The organism is Burkholderia sp. WTPI3, from assembly GCF_021483755.1.
In the GTDB taxonomy this organism is placed as follows: domain Bacteria; phylum Pseudomonadota; class Gammaproteobacteria; order Burkholderiales; family Burkholderiaceae; genus Burkholderia.
Window position 1 is genome coordinate 1 of the sequence record NZ_JAGIXF010000109.1, and the last position, 17,416, is coordinate 17,416.

A 17,416-nucleotide genomic window follows, 5' to 3' on the forward strand; every position below is an offset into this window, starting at 1 on the left:
CGCGGGCTGACCTGTTCACCGAACTGATCGACAAGCATTACGATCCCGCTTATGCGCGCACCTATCGTGCAACGTACAACAAGCCGAACCGGGTGCTGACGTTCACGTTCCAGCCGAACGCGGCCGACGTGCGCGATCAGGCGCGCACGCTGCTGGGCCGGCTCGCGCAAGCGGGCCTGCCTGCGTCGGCCGCGCTGGCGGCAGGCGTGGAATCCACAACCGATCAAGACCAATCGATCACCACACGATGACGACCACACGCACCCAACCCAGTCCGGCGCTCGGCTGGATGACTTTCCTGCTGATCGCGGTCGCGGGACTGTTCTACGTAAAATGGTTTCCGTATTACAACAAGGCGTTCGTTGCCGCCGAACATCATTCGATCGGCCAGTCGATCCTGATGGGCAAGTCGGCGACGGCGCCCGAGCCGTCGCTGAAGGCGGCGCTCGACTACGCATGGGCATACGGCAAGGCGATCTGGCAGGCGATGGTGCTCGGCCTGCTGCTCGGTTCGGCCGTGCAGGCACTGCTGCCCGCGCAGTGGGTTGCGCGCGTGCTTGGCCGCACCGGCTTCGGCAGCGTCGCCGCAGGCGGCCTGTTGTCGCTGCCCGGCATGATGTGCACGTGCTGCGCGGCGCCGGTCGTCGCGGGCCTGCGTGCGCGGCACGCGTCGCCGGGCGGCGCGGTCGCGTTCTGGCTCGGCAACACGGTGCTGAATCCGGCCGCGCTGGTGTTCATGGGTTTCGTGCTCGGCTGGCACTGGAGTGCGCTGCGGCTGGTCCTCGGCCTCGCGATGGTGTTCGGGATCGGCTACCTGCTGAACCGCATCGCACGTCCGGAAGAGCGCAGCATCGACGACGCGCAACTGGCCGCGCTGGTTGCCGAGCAGGCCGCGGCGGGCAATCCGTTCGTGCGCTGGGTGAAGCTGTTCGCGCGCATGGCCGTGCGGCTCATCCCCGAATACATCGTGCTCGTGCTGCTGCTCGGTGCGGCGCGTGCGTGGCTGTTTCCGCATATCGGCCCGGACATCGGCAACCATCTCGGCTGGATCATCGCGTTCGCGGTGGCGGGCACGTTGTTCGTGATTCCGACGGCCGGCGAGGTGCCGATCATCCAGGCGATGCTGTCGCTCGGCATGGGTGTCGGGCCGGCCGCCGCGCTGCTGATGACGCTGCCGCCGATCAGCGTGCCGTCGCTCGCGATGCTCGCGCGTTCGTTCAAGCCGACCACGCTGGCGATCGTCACGGGCCTCGTCATTGTGTTCGGGATCGCGAGCGGGCTGCTCGCAATCGCGTTCGGGTTCTGACGGGCGCGCGGACGGGACGGTAATCCGGCGCGCCATCTCGGTCAGCCGGCTCGTCTCGGCGGCCGGCAAGCGGGGAGCGAGATGCCCGGCTGCCGGCGTCGAAGGGCGCGCGTGATTGCGCACCGCCGTACGCGCAGGCCGCTCCCGCCACGCATCAGTCGTATTCATCCGGCGCCGCCGCTCCATGCGTGCGGTGCCCTTTACAAGAAGCAAACAGGAAAACGCATGACCCAACCGAAGATTCATCCTCGACTCGAAAAGGCGCTGACGCGCGGCGATCTCGCGATCCGCCAGGCCAATTCCGCGCGGGCGACTGCCGTGCTGAACGCGCTCGGCACGATGATCATCGAAGCCTCCGCCACGATCGGCGTCGAGGCGAGCATCGACATTCCGCAGGGCGATCGCATTTACGATCCGGTCAACGGCCTGTGGCCGCAGAAGATGCTGGTGTCGTTCGACGGTCCGGTCGACGAAGCCGACGCGGAAGAACTGCGCGCGGTCTATCTGATTGCCGACGATCCGGGCACGCAGTTTCGCGTCGAATGGCATCGCGCGGACGGCAAGCTCGGCCGCCAGGAAGGCGGCCCGCTTGCGACTGTCGCATTCCTGACCGACGTCGAAATTCCGTGGAGCGACGACGACGAGTAACGTCGTCGCCACGTCGTATCGAGCCGGCACGGTGCCCGCCGGCCGTCAGCGCATCATCCGCCGCCGGAACAGCCACGCGGAGACCACGAATCCGCCCACTGCGTAGCCGGCGAGCACCGCGACGTGAAGACCGATGTCGGTCGCCGGCCGGCCGAGCATCGCGGGCCGGATCAACTCGACCGCGTTCGCGAGCGGCAGTGCATGCGCCGCGTGCTGCGCGACCGGCGGCAACTGCGTGATCGGGAAGAACACGCCCGACAGCAGCAGCATCGGCGTCAGCACGAGCGTCTGATAGAACATGAAGAAATCGTAGGACGGCGCGAGCGCCGTGACGATCATCGCTGTGCTTGCGAAAGCGAGACCGGCGAGCACAATCACGGGCAGCGCCGCGAGCATCGACGGAAACTGCGCATAGCCGAGCAGCCCCGCGACGATCATGATCGCGACGCCCGACAGCATCGCCTTGCTCGCGCCCCAGACGATTTCACCGAGCACGATGTCGCCCAGCGCGAGCGGCGTGTGCATGATCGCTTCCCAGGTGCGCTGCACGTGCATCCTCGAGAAGCCCGAATACATCGACTCGAAGCTCGCGGACATCATCACGCTCGATCCGACCGTGCCGGCCGCGAGGAACGCGATATACGACACGCCGTCGACGTGGCCGAGCATCAGGCCGAGCCCGAACCCCAGCCCGAACAGGTAGATCATCGGATCGGCGAGATTGCCGAACATCGACGCCAGCGCCAGCTTGCGCCACACGAGATAGTTGCGCCGCCACACGGCGATCCAGTTGGTCGCGTTCGCGGGCAGCGCGATCGCGAAGCGCGACTCGCGCGGCGGTGCGGACGGCGCGGCGGCGGAATAGTTGCGTACGTCCATGATCGGTCAGTCCTGCATTTCGCGGCCCGTGAGCCGCAGGAACACGTCTTCCAGATTGGCCGGACGATGCAGATAGCGCAACCCCGGGCGACCCTTGAGTCGCGCGCTGAGCGGTTCCGGGTCGGTCACGTAGCAGAACAGCGTCTCGCCGCTGATCTCGGTGTGCTTCGCGAACGGCGCCAGCTCGTCGCGCAGCGCGACCGGATCCGGCCCGTAGATCTCGATCACGTCGCAGCCGATTTCCGATTCGATCAGCGCGTGCGGTGCGCCTTCGGCGATCTTGCGGCCTTCCTCGATCACGCACAGCCGGTCGCACAGGCGTTCGGCTTCCTCCATGAAGTGCGTGGTGATCAGGATCGTCTTGCCGCGTGCAAGCAGCGAGCGCAACCGCTCCCACATCAGGTGCCGCGCCTGCGGATCGAGGCCGGTGGTCGGCTCGTCGAGCACCAGCACGTCGGGATCGTTGACGAGCGCTCGGGCGAGCGTCAGGCGGCGTTTCATCCCGCCCGACAGTTCGCCGACCTTGGCATCGGCCTTGTTTTCCAGCTTTGCGAATTCGAGCAGCGGTTGTACGAGCGCGCGCGCGGCCTGCGCCGACATCCCGAAATAGCGGCTGAACACGAGCAGGTTTTCGCGAACCGTGAAGTCGGGGTCGAGATTGTCGAACTGCGGGACGACCCCGACGCGGTGACGCGCATGCCGCGCACGCGACGGAACCGGTTCGCCGCACAGCGAAATGGTGCCTGCATCGGGATAGGCGAGACCGAGCAGCATCTTCAGCGTCGTGGTCTTGCCGGCGCCGTTCGGCCCGAGCAGGCCGTAGCATTCGCCAGCCTCGACGTGAAAGGACAGACCGTTGACGACGAGCTTGTCGCCATAGCGTTTTTCGACGTTTCGGAAATCGATCGGTGCAACGGACATGGCAATTTTGTCGTTGTAAGCGGCTGCGGTGCGTGTCGCTGCCGGCCGGTGCGTGTGCCGCCATGCGAACGGACCGGGCGAATGCGTGTCACACGAGCATGACCGAAGCGAACGCGTGCCGGCGGCACGAATGGGCCATTCTAGTGCATCGGCTGCGTCTCTTCAGGGCATGCCGCGCGCGGCACGGCGATTGCCTGCATGGATCGTGCACTGCATCATCGCCGACCCGCCATGCGGGGCGAATCAGCGTTTTCCATCCCTTGCATCCGGAATTGCGGCGCACCATGATGAATGCATCGGTACGTATTCGCGATAGGGAGGCTTCATGGCTTGCTACAACAAGATTCTGCTGTGCTACGACGGCACGCTCGAAGGGCGCAAGGCATTGCGGTGCGGCGCCAATCTCGCGCTGGATCTGAAGGCGGAAACGCATTTGCTGTCGGTCGTCGACATGCGCTCGAGCATCGCCCAGAGCGCGGGTCTGCTGACCGACGTCGCATGCGGCCGTTTCGAGGAAACGGCCCGCGAGATTCTGCAGGAAGGCGTGAACTGGCTGCGCGAGCGCGGCGTTCAGGCCGAAGGCCATTTCGCGTTCGGTTATCCGATCGACGAAATCGCGAATCTCGCAACCGAATTGCAGGCGGATCTCGTCGTCGTCGGCCATCGGTGCCGCAGCGGGTTGTCGAGATGGTGGATGGGGTCGGGCAACACGCAACTGCTCGATCGCGTGAACTGCAGCATTCTGGTTGCGTGTTCGTCGGCCGAAGAGCAAAAGGCCGAGATTGCGCGCGAGCGCGAAGCGGCGACCACGAGCGGCAAGTGACGCAATGATGACGTGACCGACTGACTCGACCGGCGATTCACGTCGGTCACGCGCTGTGCCGTATCGGCGGCATGCACATCGATTGCGATCGATTACGCGTGCAGGTCGATCTCGGACAGCTTCCACGAGAATAGACCGAAGCGATGAAAGATCGCCGCATAGCGTGTGCCGTCGCCGCTGCGCTGGTAGGTCACGACAAATTCATCGATATTCCGGTAGCCGGCGCTCGTTTGCTGCGGATGGCCTGCATTGCTCGCACCGGCCGGTGCGGACGACGGCGCCGGTGCCGTAGCAGCAGGGGGAGCGGCGTTGCTGCCGGGTGCGGGTGCGCTCGCCGGCGCGGCCGGTTCATTGCCAGCAGTCGTGCCCGGAGGCGGACCAGACCATTCAGGCGGGCGTTCGCCCGGATTGCCTCGCGGCGGTATGCCACTCATCAGCGCCGCCACGCCTTCCGGTGTCGCATATGCGTCGACCAGCGGGCCGATCAATGCGGACCCGATCAATGCGCCGATCACCGCGAACGGATTGTTCTTTTTGACCGAGTCGATCCGGCGCATCAACTCTTCCGTGACTTGCTGCTTCAGGCTGATGCGCAGGGACGGGAAATCGACATACTCACTGACCGCTTGCGCATCGCGCGCGTCGATCGCCGATTTCAGGCGACCGAGCGCGACGTACGGCGATGCGTACGCGTAGCCGATCGCCGCAATGACGACGACGGCCAGCGCGACGATCAGCAAGGGTTTGAGCCGCGACGTGCGGCCCGGCGATTCAGTCACGATGCCTCCGGTGCGGACAGGTTCCGCAATCAGAGACCGCCTTGCTGGGCTGATCGTTCCTCTGCGATGCAGCGATCGATCATCCGGCACACGGCGTCGATCGTGCCGACCATGATCAGCCGCGACCGGCCGTGATACACGCGCACGGGCGCGCGGCGCGCCGGCTCGGCGTGATTCAGGCCCGCGTTCAGCGATACCCGTGCAAACGCGGGCAGCGCTGACGGCAGCAGCGACGCCTGCCGTTCAACTGCGACTTCTTGGCTCGCCACGGGCGCTGCAGCGGACAGCGGCGCGCAGGGCGTGCGGCCGCGCAGGTGACGCAGGCGACCGAATTGACGGAAAGGCAGCAGACGGGCAAGGCGTTCCATGGAGTTCTCCTCAGCGAGACTGATTGTCAGAGTTCGCCCGAGCGGATCAGCCCGACGGCGATGCCTTCCAGCGCAAACTCCGCGCTGCCGGCCTTGACGAAGATGTTTTCGTAATCCGGGTTCTCCGCGATCAGCTCGAGGCCGCCGGGCCGGCGCATCAGGCGCTTGACCGTGACGTCGTCGCCCAGACGCGCGACGATGATCTGGCCGTCCTTCGCTTCGGTGCGCTTCTGCACCGCGAGCAAATCGCCATCGAGAATGCCGGCATCGCGCATCGACAGGCCGCGCACCTTCAGCAGGTAGTCCGGCTTGCTGGTGAACAGCGCGGGATCGCATGCGTAATGCTGCGAGATATGTTCCTGCGCGAGGATCGGGCTACCGGCCGCGACGCGGCCGACAAGCGGCAGCGACAGTTGCATCAGGCCGGCATGCGGCAGCGTGAACTGGTGCGGTGCGTCGTCGAGGCCGAGCAGGCGGATGCCGCGCGAGGCGCCGGCGGCCAGCTCGATCACGCCCTTGCGCGCAAGCGCACGCAGGTGTTCCTCGGCTGCATTCGGCGAGCTGAAACCCAGTTCGGCCGCGATCTCGGCGCGCGTGGGCGGGAATCCGGAGCGCTCGATCGCGCGGCGGATCAAGTCGAACACTTGCTGCTGACGGGCAGTGAGTTTGGTCATGGCTGAACTGTATGGATAGACAGTGAGCTGTATTTTTATACAGTACTCCGCGAATTTCAAGTGTTACTTGAGGTTCGACGCGATCGCGCCGATTCCGGCGCGATGTCGCGACGTCCGGACGCCGGTTTGTCTGCCGCAACCGTCCGTCCAGTATGCGTTAGCACTTTTGAGTATTAAAAAATGAAGAACGATTATTTTTAATCATGTAACCCGTTCGTTAGACTGGCTCGACATCGCAATACCGACAACACTGGAGAACCAAGGATGGCGAAGCGCAATACGGGGCTGGCGGGCGGAGTGGGCCGCCTGATCGCAACACTCGCGCTGGGCGCGGCGGCGGCGCTGGGCGTCGCGACGCATGCCCAGGCCGATACGACGTTCCTGAACGTGTCGTACGACCCGACGCGCGAGCTGTATCAGGACTTCAACCAGGCGTTCGGCAAGGAGTGGAAGGCGAAGACGGGCGAGACGGTCAACTTCAAGCAGTCGCACGGCGGCTCGGGTGCGCAGGCGCGCTCGGTGCTCGACGGCCTGCAGGCCGACGTCGTCACGTTGGCGCTCGCGTACGACATCGACGCGCTCGCGAACAAGGGGCTCATCAACAAGGACTGGCAAAAGCGCCTGCCGGACAACGCGTCGCCGTACACGTCGACGATCGTGTTCCTGGTGCGCAAGGGCAACCCGAAGGGGATCAAGGACTGGGACGACCTGACCAAGCCGGGTATCTCGATCGTCACGCCGAACCCGAAGACGTCGGGCGGCGCACGCTGGAACTACCTCGCCGCGTGGGCGTATGCCGTGCACAAGCCGGGCGGCAACGAGCAGACGGCGAAGGAATTCGTGACGAAGCTGTACAGGAACGCCGGCGTGCTCGATTCGGGCGCGCGGGGTGCGACGACGAGCTTCGTGCAGCGCGGGATCGGCGACGTGCTGATCGCATGGGAAAACGAGGCGTTCCTGTCGATCAAGGAATTTGGCACCGACAAGTTCGAGATCGTCGTGCCGTCGGTGAGCATCCTGGCCGAGCCGCCCGTCGCGGTGGTGGACAAGGTGGTCGACAAGAAGGGCACGCGCAAGCTGGCCGAGGCCTACCTGAACTTCCTGTACAGCCCGCAGGGCCAGGAGATCGCGGCACGCAACTACTACCGTCCGCGCTCGAAGAACGTGCCGGCGGAGCTGACCAAGCAGTTCCCGAAGCTGAAGCTGTACACGGTCGACGACACGTTCGGCGGCTGGACGAATGCGCAGAAGACGCATTTCGCGGATGGCGGCGTGTTCGATTCGATCTACAAGCCGCAGTAACGCCACGCAACGAACCATAACGACAGCGGCGCGCCACGACAGCGCGCCGCATCCCCGACGGCCTGCCGGCGCGACTCCCCGCGCCGGCATTTGCGTCGGACCCGTGAGCAGCATCGACCCAGCAAGAGCATCCGATGACGACGTACACCTTTCGCAAGCCGAGCGCGCTGCCCGGTTTCGGCGTGACGCTCGGCATCACGGTGGCCTATTTGAGCCTCGTGGTGCTGATCCCGCTCGCCGCCACGTTCCTGAAGACCGCGACGCTGTCGTGGGACCAGTTCGTCACCGCCGTCACGTCGCCGCGCGTTCTCGCGTCGTACCGGCTGACGTTCGCCTCCGCCCTGGGCGGCGCCGTGATCAACGCCGTGTTCGGCTTTCTCGTCGCGTGGGTGCTGGTGCGCTACACGTTCCCGTTCAAGCGCCTCATCGACGCGATCGTCGACCTGCCGTTCGCGCTGCCGACGTCGGTCGCCGGCATCTCGCTCGCGGCCGTCTATGCGACCAACGGCTGGGTCGGCCAGTATCTCGCGCCGTTCGGCATCAAGATCGCGTTCACGCCGGTCGGCGTGCTGGTCGCGCTGACCTTCATCGGGCTGCCGTTCGTCGTGCGCACAGTGCAGCCGGTGCTGGAGGATTTCGAGCGCGAGCAGGAAGAGGCCGCCGCATGCCTCGGCGCATCGCGCTGGCTCACGTTCCGTCGCGTCGTGCTGCCGGCCGTGCTGCCTGCGCTGCTCACCGGCTTCGCGCTCGCGTTCGCGCGTGCGCTCGGCGAATACGGGTCGGTGATCTTCATCGCCGGTAACGTGCCGATGAAATCCGAGATCACGTCGCTGCTCATCATCACGAAACTCGAGCAGTACGACTACGCGGGCGCCACCGCGCTGGCGGTCGTGATGCTGGTCGTGTCGTTCCTGATGCTGTTGTTGATCAACACGCTGCAGTGGTATCTGCAGCGCAGGACGAGCAAGGGGGCGAGCGGCCCCGCGCCGACGACCGTCACCGTTGCCGCAGCAGGAGGCCAGCAATGAGCCAGGAGTCCACCGCCGTGCTGAACAATCCGTCCGCGGCGCGCGCGCGCGCCGCGAAACAGCTCGATCCCGTCAGCGAGCCGCGCGCCGTGCGCTGGCTGCTGATCGGCGTTGCGCTGGCGTTCCTCGCGTTTTTCCTCGTCGTGCCGCTCGCCGCGGTGTTCGTCGAGGCGCTGCGCAAGGGCGTCGGCTTCTATTTCGAATCGCTCGCCGATCCCGACGCGTGGTCGGCGATCAAGCTGACGCTGACCGTCGCCGTGATCGCGGTGCCGCTGAACCTCGTGTTCGGCGTGTGCGCGTCGTGGGCGATCGCGAAATTCGAATTCCGCGGCAAGGCGCTGCTCACCACGCTGATCGACCTGCCGTTCTCGGTGTCGCCGGTGATCTCGGGCCTCGTGTACGTGCTGCTGTTCGGTGCGCAGGGCTGGCTCGGCCCGTGGCTGCAGGATCACGACGTGCAGATCATCTTCGCGGTGCCGGGCATCGTGCTCGCGACGATCTTCGTCACGTTCCCGTTCGTCGCGCGCGAGCTGATTCCGCTGATGCAGGCGCAGGGTACCGACGAGGAAGAGGCCGCGCGCGTGCTCGGTGCGTCGGGCTGGCAGATCTTCCGCCGCGTGACGCTGCCGAACGTGAAGTGGGGCCTGCTGTACGGCGTGATCCTGTGCAACGCGCGCGCAATGGGCGAGTTCGGTGCGGTGTCGGTCGTGTCCGGCCACATCCGCGGCGTGACCGACACGATGCCGCTGCACGTCGAGATTCTGTACAACGAATACAACTTCGCGGCGGCGTTCGCGGTGGCGTCGGTGCTCGCGCTGCTTGCGCTCGTCACGCTCGCGCTGAAACTGCTCGCCGAACGTCACCTCGCCGCCGAACTGGCTGGCGCACGCGATGACGTTCCCGCTCATGCCGGCCCCGTCGCCGTCATTTCGTCGAAATCGTAAAGAGGCAACCAGAATGGGTATCACCGTCCGTCACCTTCAAAAGCGCTTCGGCGATTTCACCGCACTCGACAACGTGTCGCTCGACTTCCCGCCTGGCGAGCTCGTCGCACTGCTCGGACCGTCCGGTTGCGGCAAGACCACGCTGCTGCGCGTGATCGCGGGCCTCGAGCACGCGGACGCCGGCCAGGTCGTGCTGCAGGGGCTCGACGTCGCGTCGGTCGGCGCGCGCGATCGCCAGGTCGGCTTCGTGTTCCAGCACTACGCGCTGTTCCGCCACATGACCGTATTCGAGAACGTCGCGTTCGGGCTGCGCGTGAAGCCGCGTCGCGAGCGGCCGTCGGAAGCCGTGATCCGGGACAAGGTGCATGAGCTGCTGAAGCTTGTGCAGCTCGACTGGCTTGCGCAGCGCTATCCGTCCGAACTGTCGGGCGGCCAGCGCCAGCGGATCGCGCTGGCGCGTGCGCTCGCGGTCGAACCGAAGGTGCTGCTGCTCGACGAGCCGTTCGGCGCGCTCGACGCGAAGGTGCGCAAGGAATTGCGCGGCTGGCTGCGGCGTCTGCACGACGACCTGCACATTTCGACGATCTTCGTCACGCACGACCAGGAGGAAGCGCTCGAAGTGGCGGACCGGATCGTCGTGCTGAACCGCGGTCACGTAGAGCAGGTCGGCAGCCCGCAAGACGTCTACGATCATCCGCAAAGCGCGTTCGTCTACGAATTCCTCGGCGCGGCGAACCGGCTGCCGGGCACGGTTGCCGGGCGCGGCTTCGTCGCCGAAGGCGCGTCGGCGCCGATCGCGGTCGACGCCGATTTCGCGGGCCCCGCGAACGCATACGTGCGGCCGCACGACCTGCAGCTCCGGCCGGTCGGCGACGGGCATCGTGACGGCATCGCGGTGGACGTGCGCCGCGTGATTCCGCTCGGCGGCTCGGTGCGGGTCGAGCTCGAGGCGCGTGCAGGCGGCGCGCTCGAAGCCGAACTCGATCGCGACGCGTGGCGTGCGCTCGCGTTGCAGGTCGGCGACGGCGCGACCGCGGTACCGCGCGCGGTGCGCGTATTTCCCGCACACTGACGCCCGAACCCGGTAAAGAGAAGAGAGCGGATACCGCTCCGAATCGTCATTCGAACAACGACAGCCTAAGAGGCATACCCATGAATTTTCAGCAATTGCGTTTCGTGCGCGAAGCCGTGCGTCAGAACATGAACCTGACCGAAGTCGCGAACGTGCTGTATACGTCGCAGTCGGGCGTGTCGAAGCAGATCAAGGATCTCGAGGACGAACTGGGCGTCGACATCTTCATTCGGCGCGGCAAGCGCCTCACCGGGCTCACGGAGCCCGGCAAGGCCGTGCACCAGTTGATCGAGCGGATGCTGCTCGACGCCGAGAACCTGCGCCGTGTCGCCCGTCAGTTCGCGGACCAGGACAGCGGCCACCTCGTCGTCGCGACGACGCACACGCAGGCGCGCTACGCATTGCCGAAGGTGATCCGGCAGTTCACCGACGTGTTCCCGAAGGTGCATCTCGCGCTGCGCCAGGGCAGCCCGCAGCAGATCGCGCAGATGATCCTGAACGGCGAGGCCGATCTCGGCATCTCGACCGAGGCGCTCGACCGCTATCCGGACATCGTCACGTTCCCGTGCTATTCGTGGCACCACACGGTCGTCGTGCCGAAGGGGCATCCGCTCGTCGGTCGCGAGAACCTGACGCTCGAGGAAATCGCCGAATATCCGATCATCACGTACGATCAGGATTTCACGGGCCGCTCGCACATCGACCAGGCGTTCACGCAGGCCGGCGCAGTGCCGGATGTGGTGCTGACCGCGATCGACGCGGACGTGATCAAGACCTATGTCGAACTCGGGATGGGGATCGGCGTCGTTGCGGCAATGGCCTTCGATCCGCAGCGCGACACGGGCCTGGTTGCGCTCGACACGCAGCATCTGTTCGAGGCGAGCACGACGCGTGTCGGGCTGCGCAAGGGCGCGTTCCTGCGCGCGTATGCGTACCGGCTGATCGAGATGTTCGCGCCGCATTTGAACGAAGCGGAAATCGCGGGGCTGCTGCGCGAAGCGGTCTGATTGCACGGGCGATATTTCGGCGGCGCGGCATGCGTCCGCCGAATGTGTTGCAAGGGCTCGCCATGACGACGGATTTGCCTCCGTCGCGCCCGATCCGGTTCATGCGAAGCGACGCCTTTCGAGCGTTTGCCGACTAACAGAAAAACAAGACGGCACGTTCGACCGCTTCGCATCGACCATATCGAACGCGGCATTTTTACGAAGATATGATTTAATTCGCCGCAATACCGGTCGGTGAATCGCGTCGGCACCACCGGGTGGGCGGTGGCCGCGCGGTACTCGTCGGCGTGCATCGCGTCGCGACGCCACACCCGGCGAAAGTAGAAAAAGCCGAAAAAGCGCACGGCAGATTCGAGGGCCCACCGCACGTGGCCCATGCCGATTCCCGACCACGACCTCATCGCCATCACGGCGTGCGGCGCGCACGAAACAGGGCGGAACAATGAATCTGAAACGGTTTCTCTTTTCCTTCGAAGGCCGGATCGGGCGCTTGCCATGGTGGATTTACGCGCTCGTCTATGCCGTGCTCAGCGCGCTCTTCGATGCGAGGTCTCGCGGCGCGTCGGCCGAGGATCTGCCGCTGCTGCTGGTGCTCGTTTTTCTGGCGATTGCCGTCGTCTCGATATGGTCGTCGATCGCGGTCGGCGTCAAGCGCCTGCACGACATCGACAAGTCGGGGTGGTGGATGCTGTTGATTTTCGTGCCGATCGTCGGCGCGATCGCGTTGTTCGTGATGAACGGTTTCATCGCTGGCACGCCGCACGCGAACCGCTTCGGCGAGCCACCGTCGGACGATCGCGACGAATCGGCACCGCAGGGTCCGGCATGAGGTACGGCAACCGGCGTATGTATTGCCGCCGCCCCGCGATACACCCCGTGGGGCGCTCAGAATAAACCCTTAAATATTGATCAGACGGGTTGCGCGCCGAACCGAAACGGTACAGCATAGCCCTCACTCCGCCGGCGTCCCGCCGGCGGTGGCGCGTCAATGACAGCACGCGTCAGGCAGTCGGCCGTCTGCCTTGCTTCCATTCCGTGGTACCGACAAGCAACATCGATGGCCAATGTCCGGGAAGTGTGGCGCAAACGTTTGCTCACATTAAAACAACAGCCAAACAACAATCCGGCCCGTCGGGCCAGTCGCCAGGAGATGTGTATGAATGTCCTCTTTCGCCGTCGCTTCCTGACCGCCGCGCTTGCCGCCGTCGCGGTCGCTGCCGCACCGGCCGTTCACGCGCAATCTGCAGCCAAGCCGAAGGTCGCGCTCGTGATGAAGTCGCTCGCCAACGAGTTCTTCCTCACGATGGAAAACGGCGCGAAGGAATACCAGAAGCACAACGCCAGCCAGTTCGACCTGATCACCAACGGCATCAAGGACGAGACCGACACCGCGAACCAGATCCGCATCGTCGAGCAGATGATCGTGTCGAAGGTCGATGCGATCGTGCTCGCGCCGGCCGATTCGAAGGCGCTCGTGCCGGTCGTGAAGAAGGCGGTCGACGCGGGCATCATCGTCGTAAACATCGACAACCGGCTCGATCCGGACGTGCTGAAGTCGAAGAACCTGAACGTGCCGTTCGTCGGGCCGGACAACCGCAAGGGCGCGCGCAAGATCGGCGACTATCTCGCGAAGCGGCTGAAGGCGGGCGATCAGGTCGGCATCGTCGAGGGCGTGTCGACGACGACCAACGCGCAACAGCGCACGGCCGGCTTCCAGGACGCGATGAAGGCGGGCGGGATGAAGGTCGTGTCGGTGCAGTCGGGCGAATGGGAAATCGACAAGGGCAATGCGGTTGCGTCCGCGATGCTCAACGAATACCCGAACCTGCGCGCGCTGCTGTGCGGCAACGACAACATGGCGATCGGCGCCGTGTCGGCGGTGCGCGCGGCAGGCAAGCAGGGCAAGGTGTTCGTGGTCGGCTACGACAACATCAACGCGATCAAGCCGATGCTGAAGGACGGCCGCGTGCTCGCGACCGCCGACCAGTATGCGGCGAAGCAGGCGGTGTTCGGCATTGATACGGCGCTCAAGGCGATCGCCGAGCATCGCAAGCAGGCCGACTTGTCCGGCGTGGTCGAGACGCCGGTGGATCTCGTGACGAAGTAACGCCGCTGCCGGTCGCGGCCGCCGCCGCCCTCAAGAATGCGGGCCGGCGGCCGTTATCCGGGGTGAGCGCGATCACGGCCACTGCATGCACATGCACTTGTGAGCGTCATACCCGCGCGCCGCGTGCGCGCGGCCGCAACCAGGATCGCGATGGAACCGACCTTCCAACCCCCCCGTTCAGCCGTCCCCGTGCTGTCCGTCTCCGGTGTGGGCAAAACCTACGCCGAACCCGTGCTCGCCGACGTCACGCTGACGCTCGCGTCGGGCGAAGCGCTCGCGCTGACGGGCGAGAACGGCGCCGGCAAGAGCACGCTGTCGAAGATCATCGGCGGCCTCGTCGATCCGACGACCGGCACGATGCAACTCGGCGGCCAGGCCTATGCGCCGGCGAGCCGCACGCAGGCCGAAGCGCTCGGCGTGCGCATGGTGATGCAGGAACTGAACCTGCTGCCGACGCTGACGGTCGCCGAAAACCTGTTCCTGAACCGTCTGCCGCGCCGCTTCGGCATCATCGACCGCGCGCGGCTGCGCGAGGACGCGCGCGCCGCGATGGCGCAGGTCGGCCTCGACGCGGTCGACCCCGATACGCCGGTCGGCGCGCTCGGTATCGGCCATCAGCAGATGGTCGAGATCGCGCGCAACCTGATCGGCGACTGTCGCGTGCTGATCCTCGACGAGCCGACCGCGATGCTGACGGCGCGCGAGGTCGAACTGCTGTTCGAGCAGATCGACCGGCTCAAGGCGCGCGGCGTGGCGATCGTCTACATCTCGCACCGTCTCGAGGAACTCGCGCGCGTGGCCGAGCGCGTTGCGGTGTTGCGCGACGGCCGGCTCGTGCACGTCGGCGACATGGCCGCGACGACGTCCGACGGGCTCGTCACGCTGATGGTCGGGCGCGAGATCGGCGAACGCATCGATCTCGGCGCACGTCATATCGGCGTGCCGCGACTCGTCGTATCGGGCATGACGCGCGGCACGGCCGTGCAGGACGTGTCGCTCGAGGTGCGCACGGGTGAAATCTTCGGGATCTCGGGGCTGATCGGCGCGGGGCGCACCGAATTGCTGCGGTTGATCTACGGCGCGGATACGCCGGACGCCGGGATGATCGCGGTCGGCGATCCGCTGAAGCCCGTGCGCATCGGCTCGCCGGTCGACGCGGTGAAGCACGGCATCGCGCTGATCACCGAGGACCGCAAGGGCGAAGGGTTGCTGCTGTCGCAGTCGGTCACGTCGAACGTGTCGCTGGGGCAGCTCGACCGGCTCGCACGCGGCGGCATCGTCGATACGGCGCGCGAGACGGCGCTCGCCGAGCAGCAGATCGACGCGCTGCGGATCCGCACGCACGGCGCCGCGCAGGCGGTCGGCGAGTTGTCGGGCGGCAACCAGCAGAAAGTCGTGATCGGCCGCTGGCTCGCGCGCGAGATGGGCGTGCTGCTGTTCGACGAACCCACGCGCGGCATCGACGTCGGCGCCAAATTCGAGATCTATGCGCTGATGGGCGCGCTCGCGCGCGAGGGCCGCGCGCTGGTGGTCGTCTCGAGCGACCTGCGCGAGCTGATGTTGATCTGCGACCGGATCGGCGTGATGTCGGCCGGCCGCATGACCGCCGTGTTCGAGCGCGGCAACTGGACCCAGGATGCGCTGCTGGCCGCGGCGTTCGCCGGCTTCGGCCGCGAAGCGCTGCCGGACGGCGCGCGGCAGCCGGATGCGCAGGCAGCATCGCGCGCGGCTTCCGGCACACCGAGCGGCACTTCGACGACAGGACGACAGCCATGACCCAGCCTCCCGTATCCCCGACCGACGCAGGCGCCCCGCAGACCGTGGCGGGGCGTCGTGCCCGCGCGCTGTCCGGCACGCGGCTCGGTTTGTCGAACTATCTCGGGCTCGCCGGCGCGCTCGCCGCGATGATCGTGCTGTTCTCGACGCTGAGCTCGCATTTCCTGACCTACGATACGTTCAGTACGATCGCGAACCAGATTCCCGATCTCGTCGTGATGTCGGTCGGGATGACCTTCGTGCTGATCATCGCGGGGATCGACCTGTCGGTCGGCTCGGTGCTGGCACTGGCCGCGTCGATGGTCAGCGTGGCCGCATTGAAGTGGCAATGGGGGCCGTTGCCGGCGGCGCTGATCGGGATCGCGATCGCGACCGTCACCGGCGCGCTGACGGGCGCGATCACGGTCGGCTGGCGGATTCCGTCGTTCATCGTGTCGCTCGGCGTGCTGGAGGCGGCGCGCGGCGTCGCTTACCAGCTGACGAATTCGCGTACCGCGTACATCGGCGATGCGTTCGATTTCCTGTCGAACCCGATCGCGCTCGGCATCTCGCCGGCGTTCCTGATCGCGGTCGCGGTGACGATCGCGGCACAGTTCGTGCTTGCGCGTACGGTGTTCGGGCGTTATCTGGTCGGGATCGGCACGAACGAGGAAGCGGTAAGACTTGCGGGGGTTAACCCGCGGCCGTATAAAATCGTCGTATTCGCATTGATGGGCGCGCTCGCGGGACTCGCGTCGCTGTTCCAGATTTCGCGGCTCGAGGCCGCCGACCCGAATGCGGGCGTCGGCCTCGAGCTGCAGGTGATCGCGGCCGTCGTGATCGGCGGCACGAGCCTGATGGGCGGGCGCGGCTCGGTGATCAGCACGTTCTTCGGCGTGTTGATCATCTCCGTGCTGGCCGCCGGGCTGGCGCAGATCGGCGCGAACGAGCCGACCAAACGAATCATCACCGGGGCGGTGATCGTGGTGGCGGTCGTGCTCGATACATATCGCAGCCGGCGCACGCGCGCGCGGTAGAACTACACGAAAGGCAGACCAGAGAGAAACGGGAAATGGCGACGATCAAGGATGTGGCGGCCATGGCGGGCGTGTCGTTTACGACCGTCTCGCACGTGGTGAACAATTCGCGGCCGGTGTCCGCGGATGTGCGTGCGAAGGTCGAGGGCGCAATTCGCGAGCTGAACTACGTGCCATCGGCGGTGGCGCGCTCGCTGAAGGCGCGCTCGACGGCGACCATCGGCCTCGTCGTGCCGAACAGCACAAATCCGTATTTTGCGGAGCTTGCGCGCGGCATCGAGGATCAGTGCGCGGCCAACGGCTATTGCGTGTTCTTCTGCAATTCGGACGACGATCCCGTCAAACAGCGCAACTATCTGCGCGTGCTGCAGGAAAAGCGCATCGACGGGCTGATCGTCGCGTCGGCGGGCGAGGACGCGGTGCTGGCACAGACGCTCGCGGACGCGCATGCGCCGCTCGTCGTGGTCGACCGCAACATCGAGGGGCTCGCGGCCGATCTCGTGCAGATCGACCACGAACGCGGCGCCTACCTGGCGACGCGCCACCTGCTCGAACTCGGGCACGCGAAGATCGGCTGCATAACGGGACCGACGGACACGGCCGTCAGCGCGATGCGCGTGCACGGCTTCATCCGCGCGATGGCCGAGCGCGGGATCGACATCGTGCCGGGCGCGATCGCGGAAAGCGATTTCTCGTGCCTCGGCGGCTATCACGCGGCGGCGCGGCTGTTCGAGTCGGTGCATCCGAGCGCGATTTTCGCGGGCAA

18 protein-coding genes and 1 pseudogene are annotated in these 17,416 nt (G+C 66.0%); 14 read left to right on the forward strand and 5 right to left on the reverse strand.

The features are described 5' to 3' along the window. The 3 genes and pseudogenes from J7024_RS32670 to J7024_RS32680 all read left to right on the forward strand — a co-directional run. Window positions 1–251: pseudogene (locus J7024_RS32670) on the forward strand (tRNA 2-selenouridine(34) synthase MnmH); the annotation flags it as partial. Beyond that, entirely contained in the window at window positions 248–1,306 is a 1,059-nt protein-coding gene (locus J7024_RS32675; RefSeq protein ID WP_175750836.1) for a permease, read from the forward strand. The pseudogene J7024_RS32670 and the gene J7024_RS32675, both read left to right, overlap by 4 nt. A gap of 225 nt (window positions 1,307–1,531) precedes the next feature. Then, window positions 1,532–1,954, forward strand: a complete 423-nt coding sequence (locus J7024_RS32680) for a hypothetical protein (RefSeq protein ID WP_059524488.1) — start codon at window positions 1,532–1,534, stop codon at window positions 1,952–1,954. A 45-nt stretch (window positions 1,955–1,999) separates the two neighbouring features. Here the strand turns inward: J7024_RS32680 and J7024_RS32685 are convergent, their stop codons facing one another. Beyond that, a complete protein-coding gene (locus J7024_RS32685; protein WP_096505440.1) occupies window positions 2,000–2,833 on the reverse strand; it encodes an ABC transporter permease in 834 nt (277 codons plus the stop codon). 6 nt (window positions 2,834–2,839) lie between these two features. Next, a complete protein-coding gene (gene nodI, locus J7024_RS32690; protein WP_233409967.1) occupies window positions 2,840–3,754 on the reverse strand; it encodes a nodulation factor ABC transporter ATP-binding protein NodI in 915 nt (304 codons plus the stop codon). Window positions 3,755–4,079: 325 nt separating this feature from the next. Between nodI and J7024_RS32695 the strand changes: the two genes are divergently transcribed. After that, window positions 4,080–4,577: a universal stress protein gene (locus J7024_RS32695; RefSeq protein ID WP_124825773.1), complete on the forward strand. Its 498-nt coding sequence runs from the start codon at window positions 4,080–4,082 to the stop codon at window positions 4,575–4,577. Between the two features lie 92 nt (window positions 4,578–4,669). Here J7024_RS32695 and J7024_RS32700 read toward each other — a convergent pair whose 3' ends face one another. The 3 genes from J7024_RS32700 to lexA are packed head-to-tail and all read right to left on the reverse strand — an operon-like array spanning window position 4,670 to window position 6,398. Further along, complete coding sequence (locus J7024_RS32700) at window positions 4,670–5,356, reverse strand: DUF2939 domain-containing protein (protein WP_124825772.1); 687 nt, start codon at window positions 5,354–5,356, stop codon at window positions 4,670–4,672. A 29-nt stretch (window positions 5,357–5,385) separates the two neighbouring features. Then, window positions 5,386–5,724 carry a hypothetical protein gene (locus tag J7024_RS32705; RefSeq protein WP_096505430.1) on the reverse strand — a complete coding sequence of 113 codons (339 nt, stop codon included), beginning with the start codon at window positions 5,722–5,724 and terminating at the stop codon, window positions 5,386–5,388. 26 nt (window positions 5,725–5,750) lie between these two features. Continuing rightward, window positions 5,751–6,398 carry a transcriptional repressor LexA gene (gene lexA / locus J7024_RS32710; RefSeq protein WP_124825771.1) on the reverse strand — a complete coding sequence of 216 codons (648 nt, stop codon included), beginning with the start codon at window positions 6,396–6,398 and terminating at the stop codon, window positions 5,751–5,753. A gap of 264 nt (window positions 6,399–6,662) precedes the next feature. On the opposite strand from lexA, the gene J7024_RS32715 reads away from it, so the two are divergent. The 10 genes from J7024_RS32715 to J7024_RS32760 all read left to right on the forward strand — a co-directional run. Further along, a complete protein-coding gene (locus J7024_RS32715; protein ID WP_124825770.1) occupies window positions 6,663–7,700 on the forward strand; it encodes a sulfate ABC transporter substrate-binding protein in 1,038 nt (345 codons plus the stop codon). 134 nt (window positions 7,701–7,834) lie between these two features. Beyond that, complete coding sequence (gene cysT / locus J7024_RS32720) at window positions 7,835–8,728, forward strand: sulfate ABC transporter permease subunit CysT (RefSeq protein WP_124825769.1); 894 nt, start codon at window positions 7,835–7,837, stop codon at window positions 8,726–8,728. Further along, complete coding sequence (cysW, locus tag J7024_RS32725) at window positions 8,725–9,672, forward strand: sulfate ABC transporter permease subunit CysW (RefSeq protein WP_175770117.1); 948 nt, start codon at window positions 8,725–8,727, stop codon at window positions 9,670–9,672. The genes cysT and cysW overlap by 4 nt, the downstream gene beginning before the upstream one ends. Window positions 9,673–9,685: 13 nt before the next feature. Further along, window positions 9,686–10,744, forward strand: coding sequence for a sulfate/molybdate ABC transporter ATP-binding protein (locus tag J7024_RS32730; protein ID WP_124825767.1), 1,059 nt, complete (start codon window positions 9,686–9,688; stop codon window positions 10,742–10,744). A gap of 80 nt (window positions 10,745–10,824) precedes the next feature. After that, window positions 10,825–11,751, forward strand: coding sequence for a CysB family HTH-type transcriptional regulator (locus tag J7024_RS32735; RefSeq protein ID WP_096505416.1), 927 nt, complete (start codon window positions 10,825–10,827; stop codon window positions 11,749–11,751). Window positions 11,752–12,193: 442 nt separating this feature from the next. After that, window positions 12,194–12,580, forward strand: a complete 387-nt coding sequence (locus J7024_RS32740; RefSeq protein ID WP_124825766.1) for a DUF805 domain-containing protein — start codon at window positions 12,194–12,196, stop codon at window positions 12,578–12,580. A 327-nt stretch (window positions 12,581–12,907) separates the two neighbouring features. Beyond that, window positions 12,908–13,858, forward strand: a complete 951-nt coding sequence (locus J7024_RS32745) for a sugar ABC transporter substrate-binding protein (RefSeq protein WP_096505414.1) — start codon at window positions 12,908–12,910, stop codon at window positions 13,856–13,858. Between the two features lie 150 nt (window positions 13,859–14,008). Beyond that, entirely contained in the window at window positions 14,009–15,634 is a 1,626-nt protein-coding gene (locus tag J7024_RS32750) for a sugar ABC transporter ATP-binding protein (protein WP_124825765.1), read from the forward strand. After that, the gene (locus J7024_RS32755) at window positions 15,631–16,650 is read left to right on the forward strand and encodes an ABC transporter permease (protein WP_124825764.1); all 1,020 of its coding nucleotides are present in this window, start codon (window positions 15,631–15,633) and stop codon (window positions 16,648–16,650) included. The genes J7024_RS32750 and J7024_RS32755 overlap by 4 nt, the downstream gene beginning before the upstream one ends. A gap of 35 nt (window positions 16,651–16,685) precedes the next feature. Then, a partial coding sequence (locus J7024_RS32760) for a LacI family DNA-binding transcriptional regulator (RefSeq protein WP_234745836.1) occupies window positions 16,686–17,416 on the forward strand: 731 nt, incomplete at its 3' end.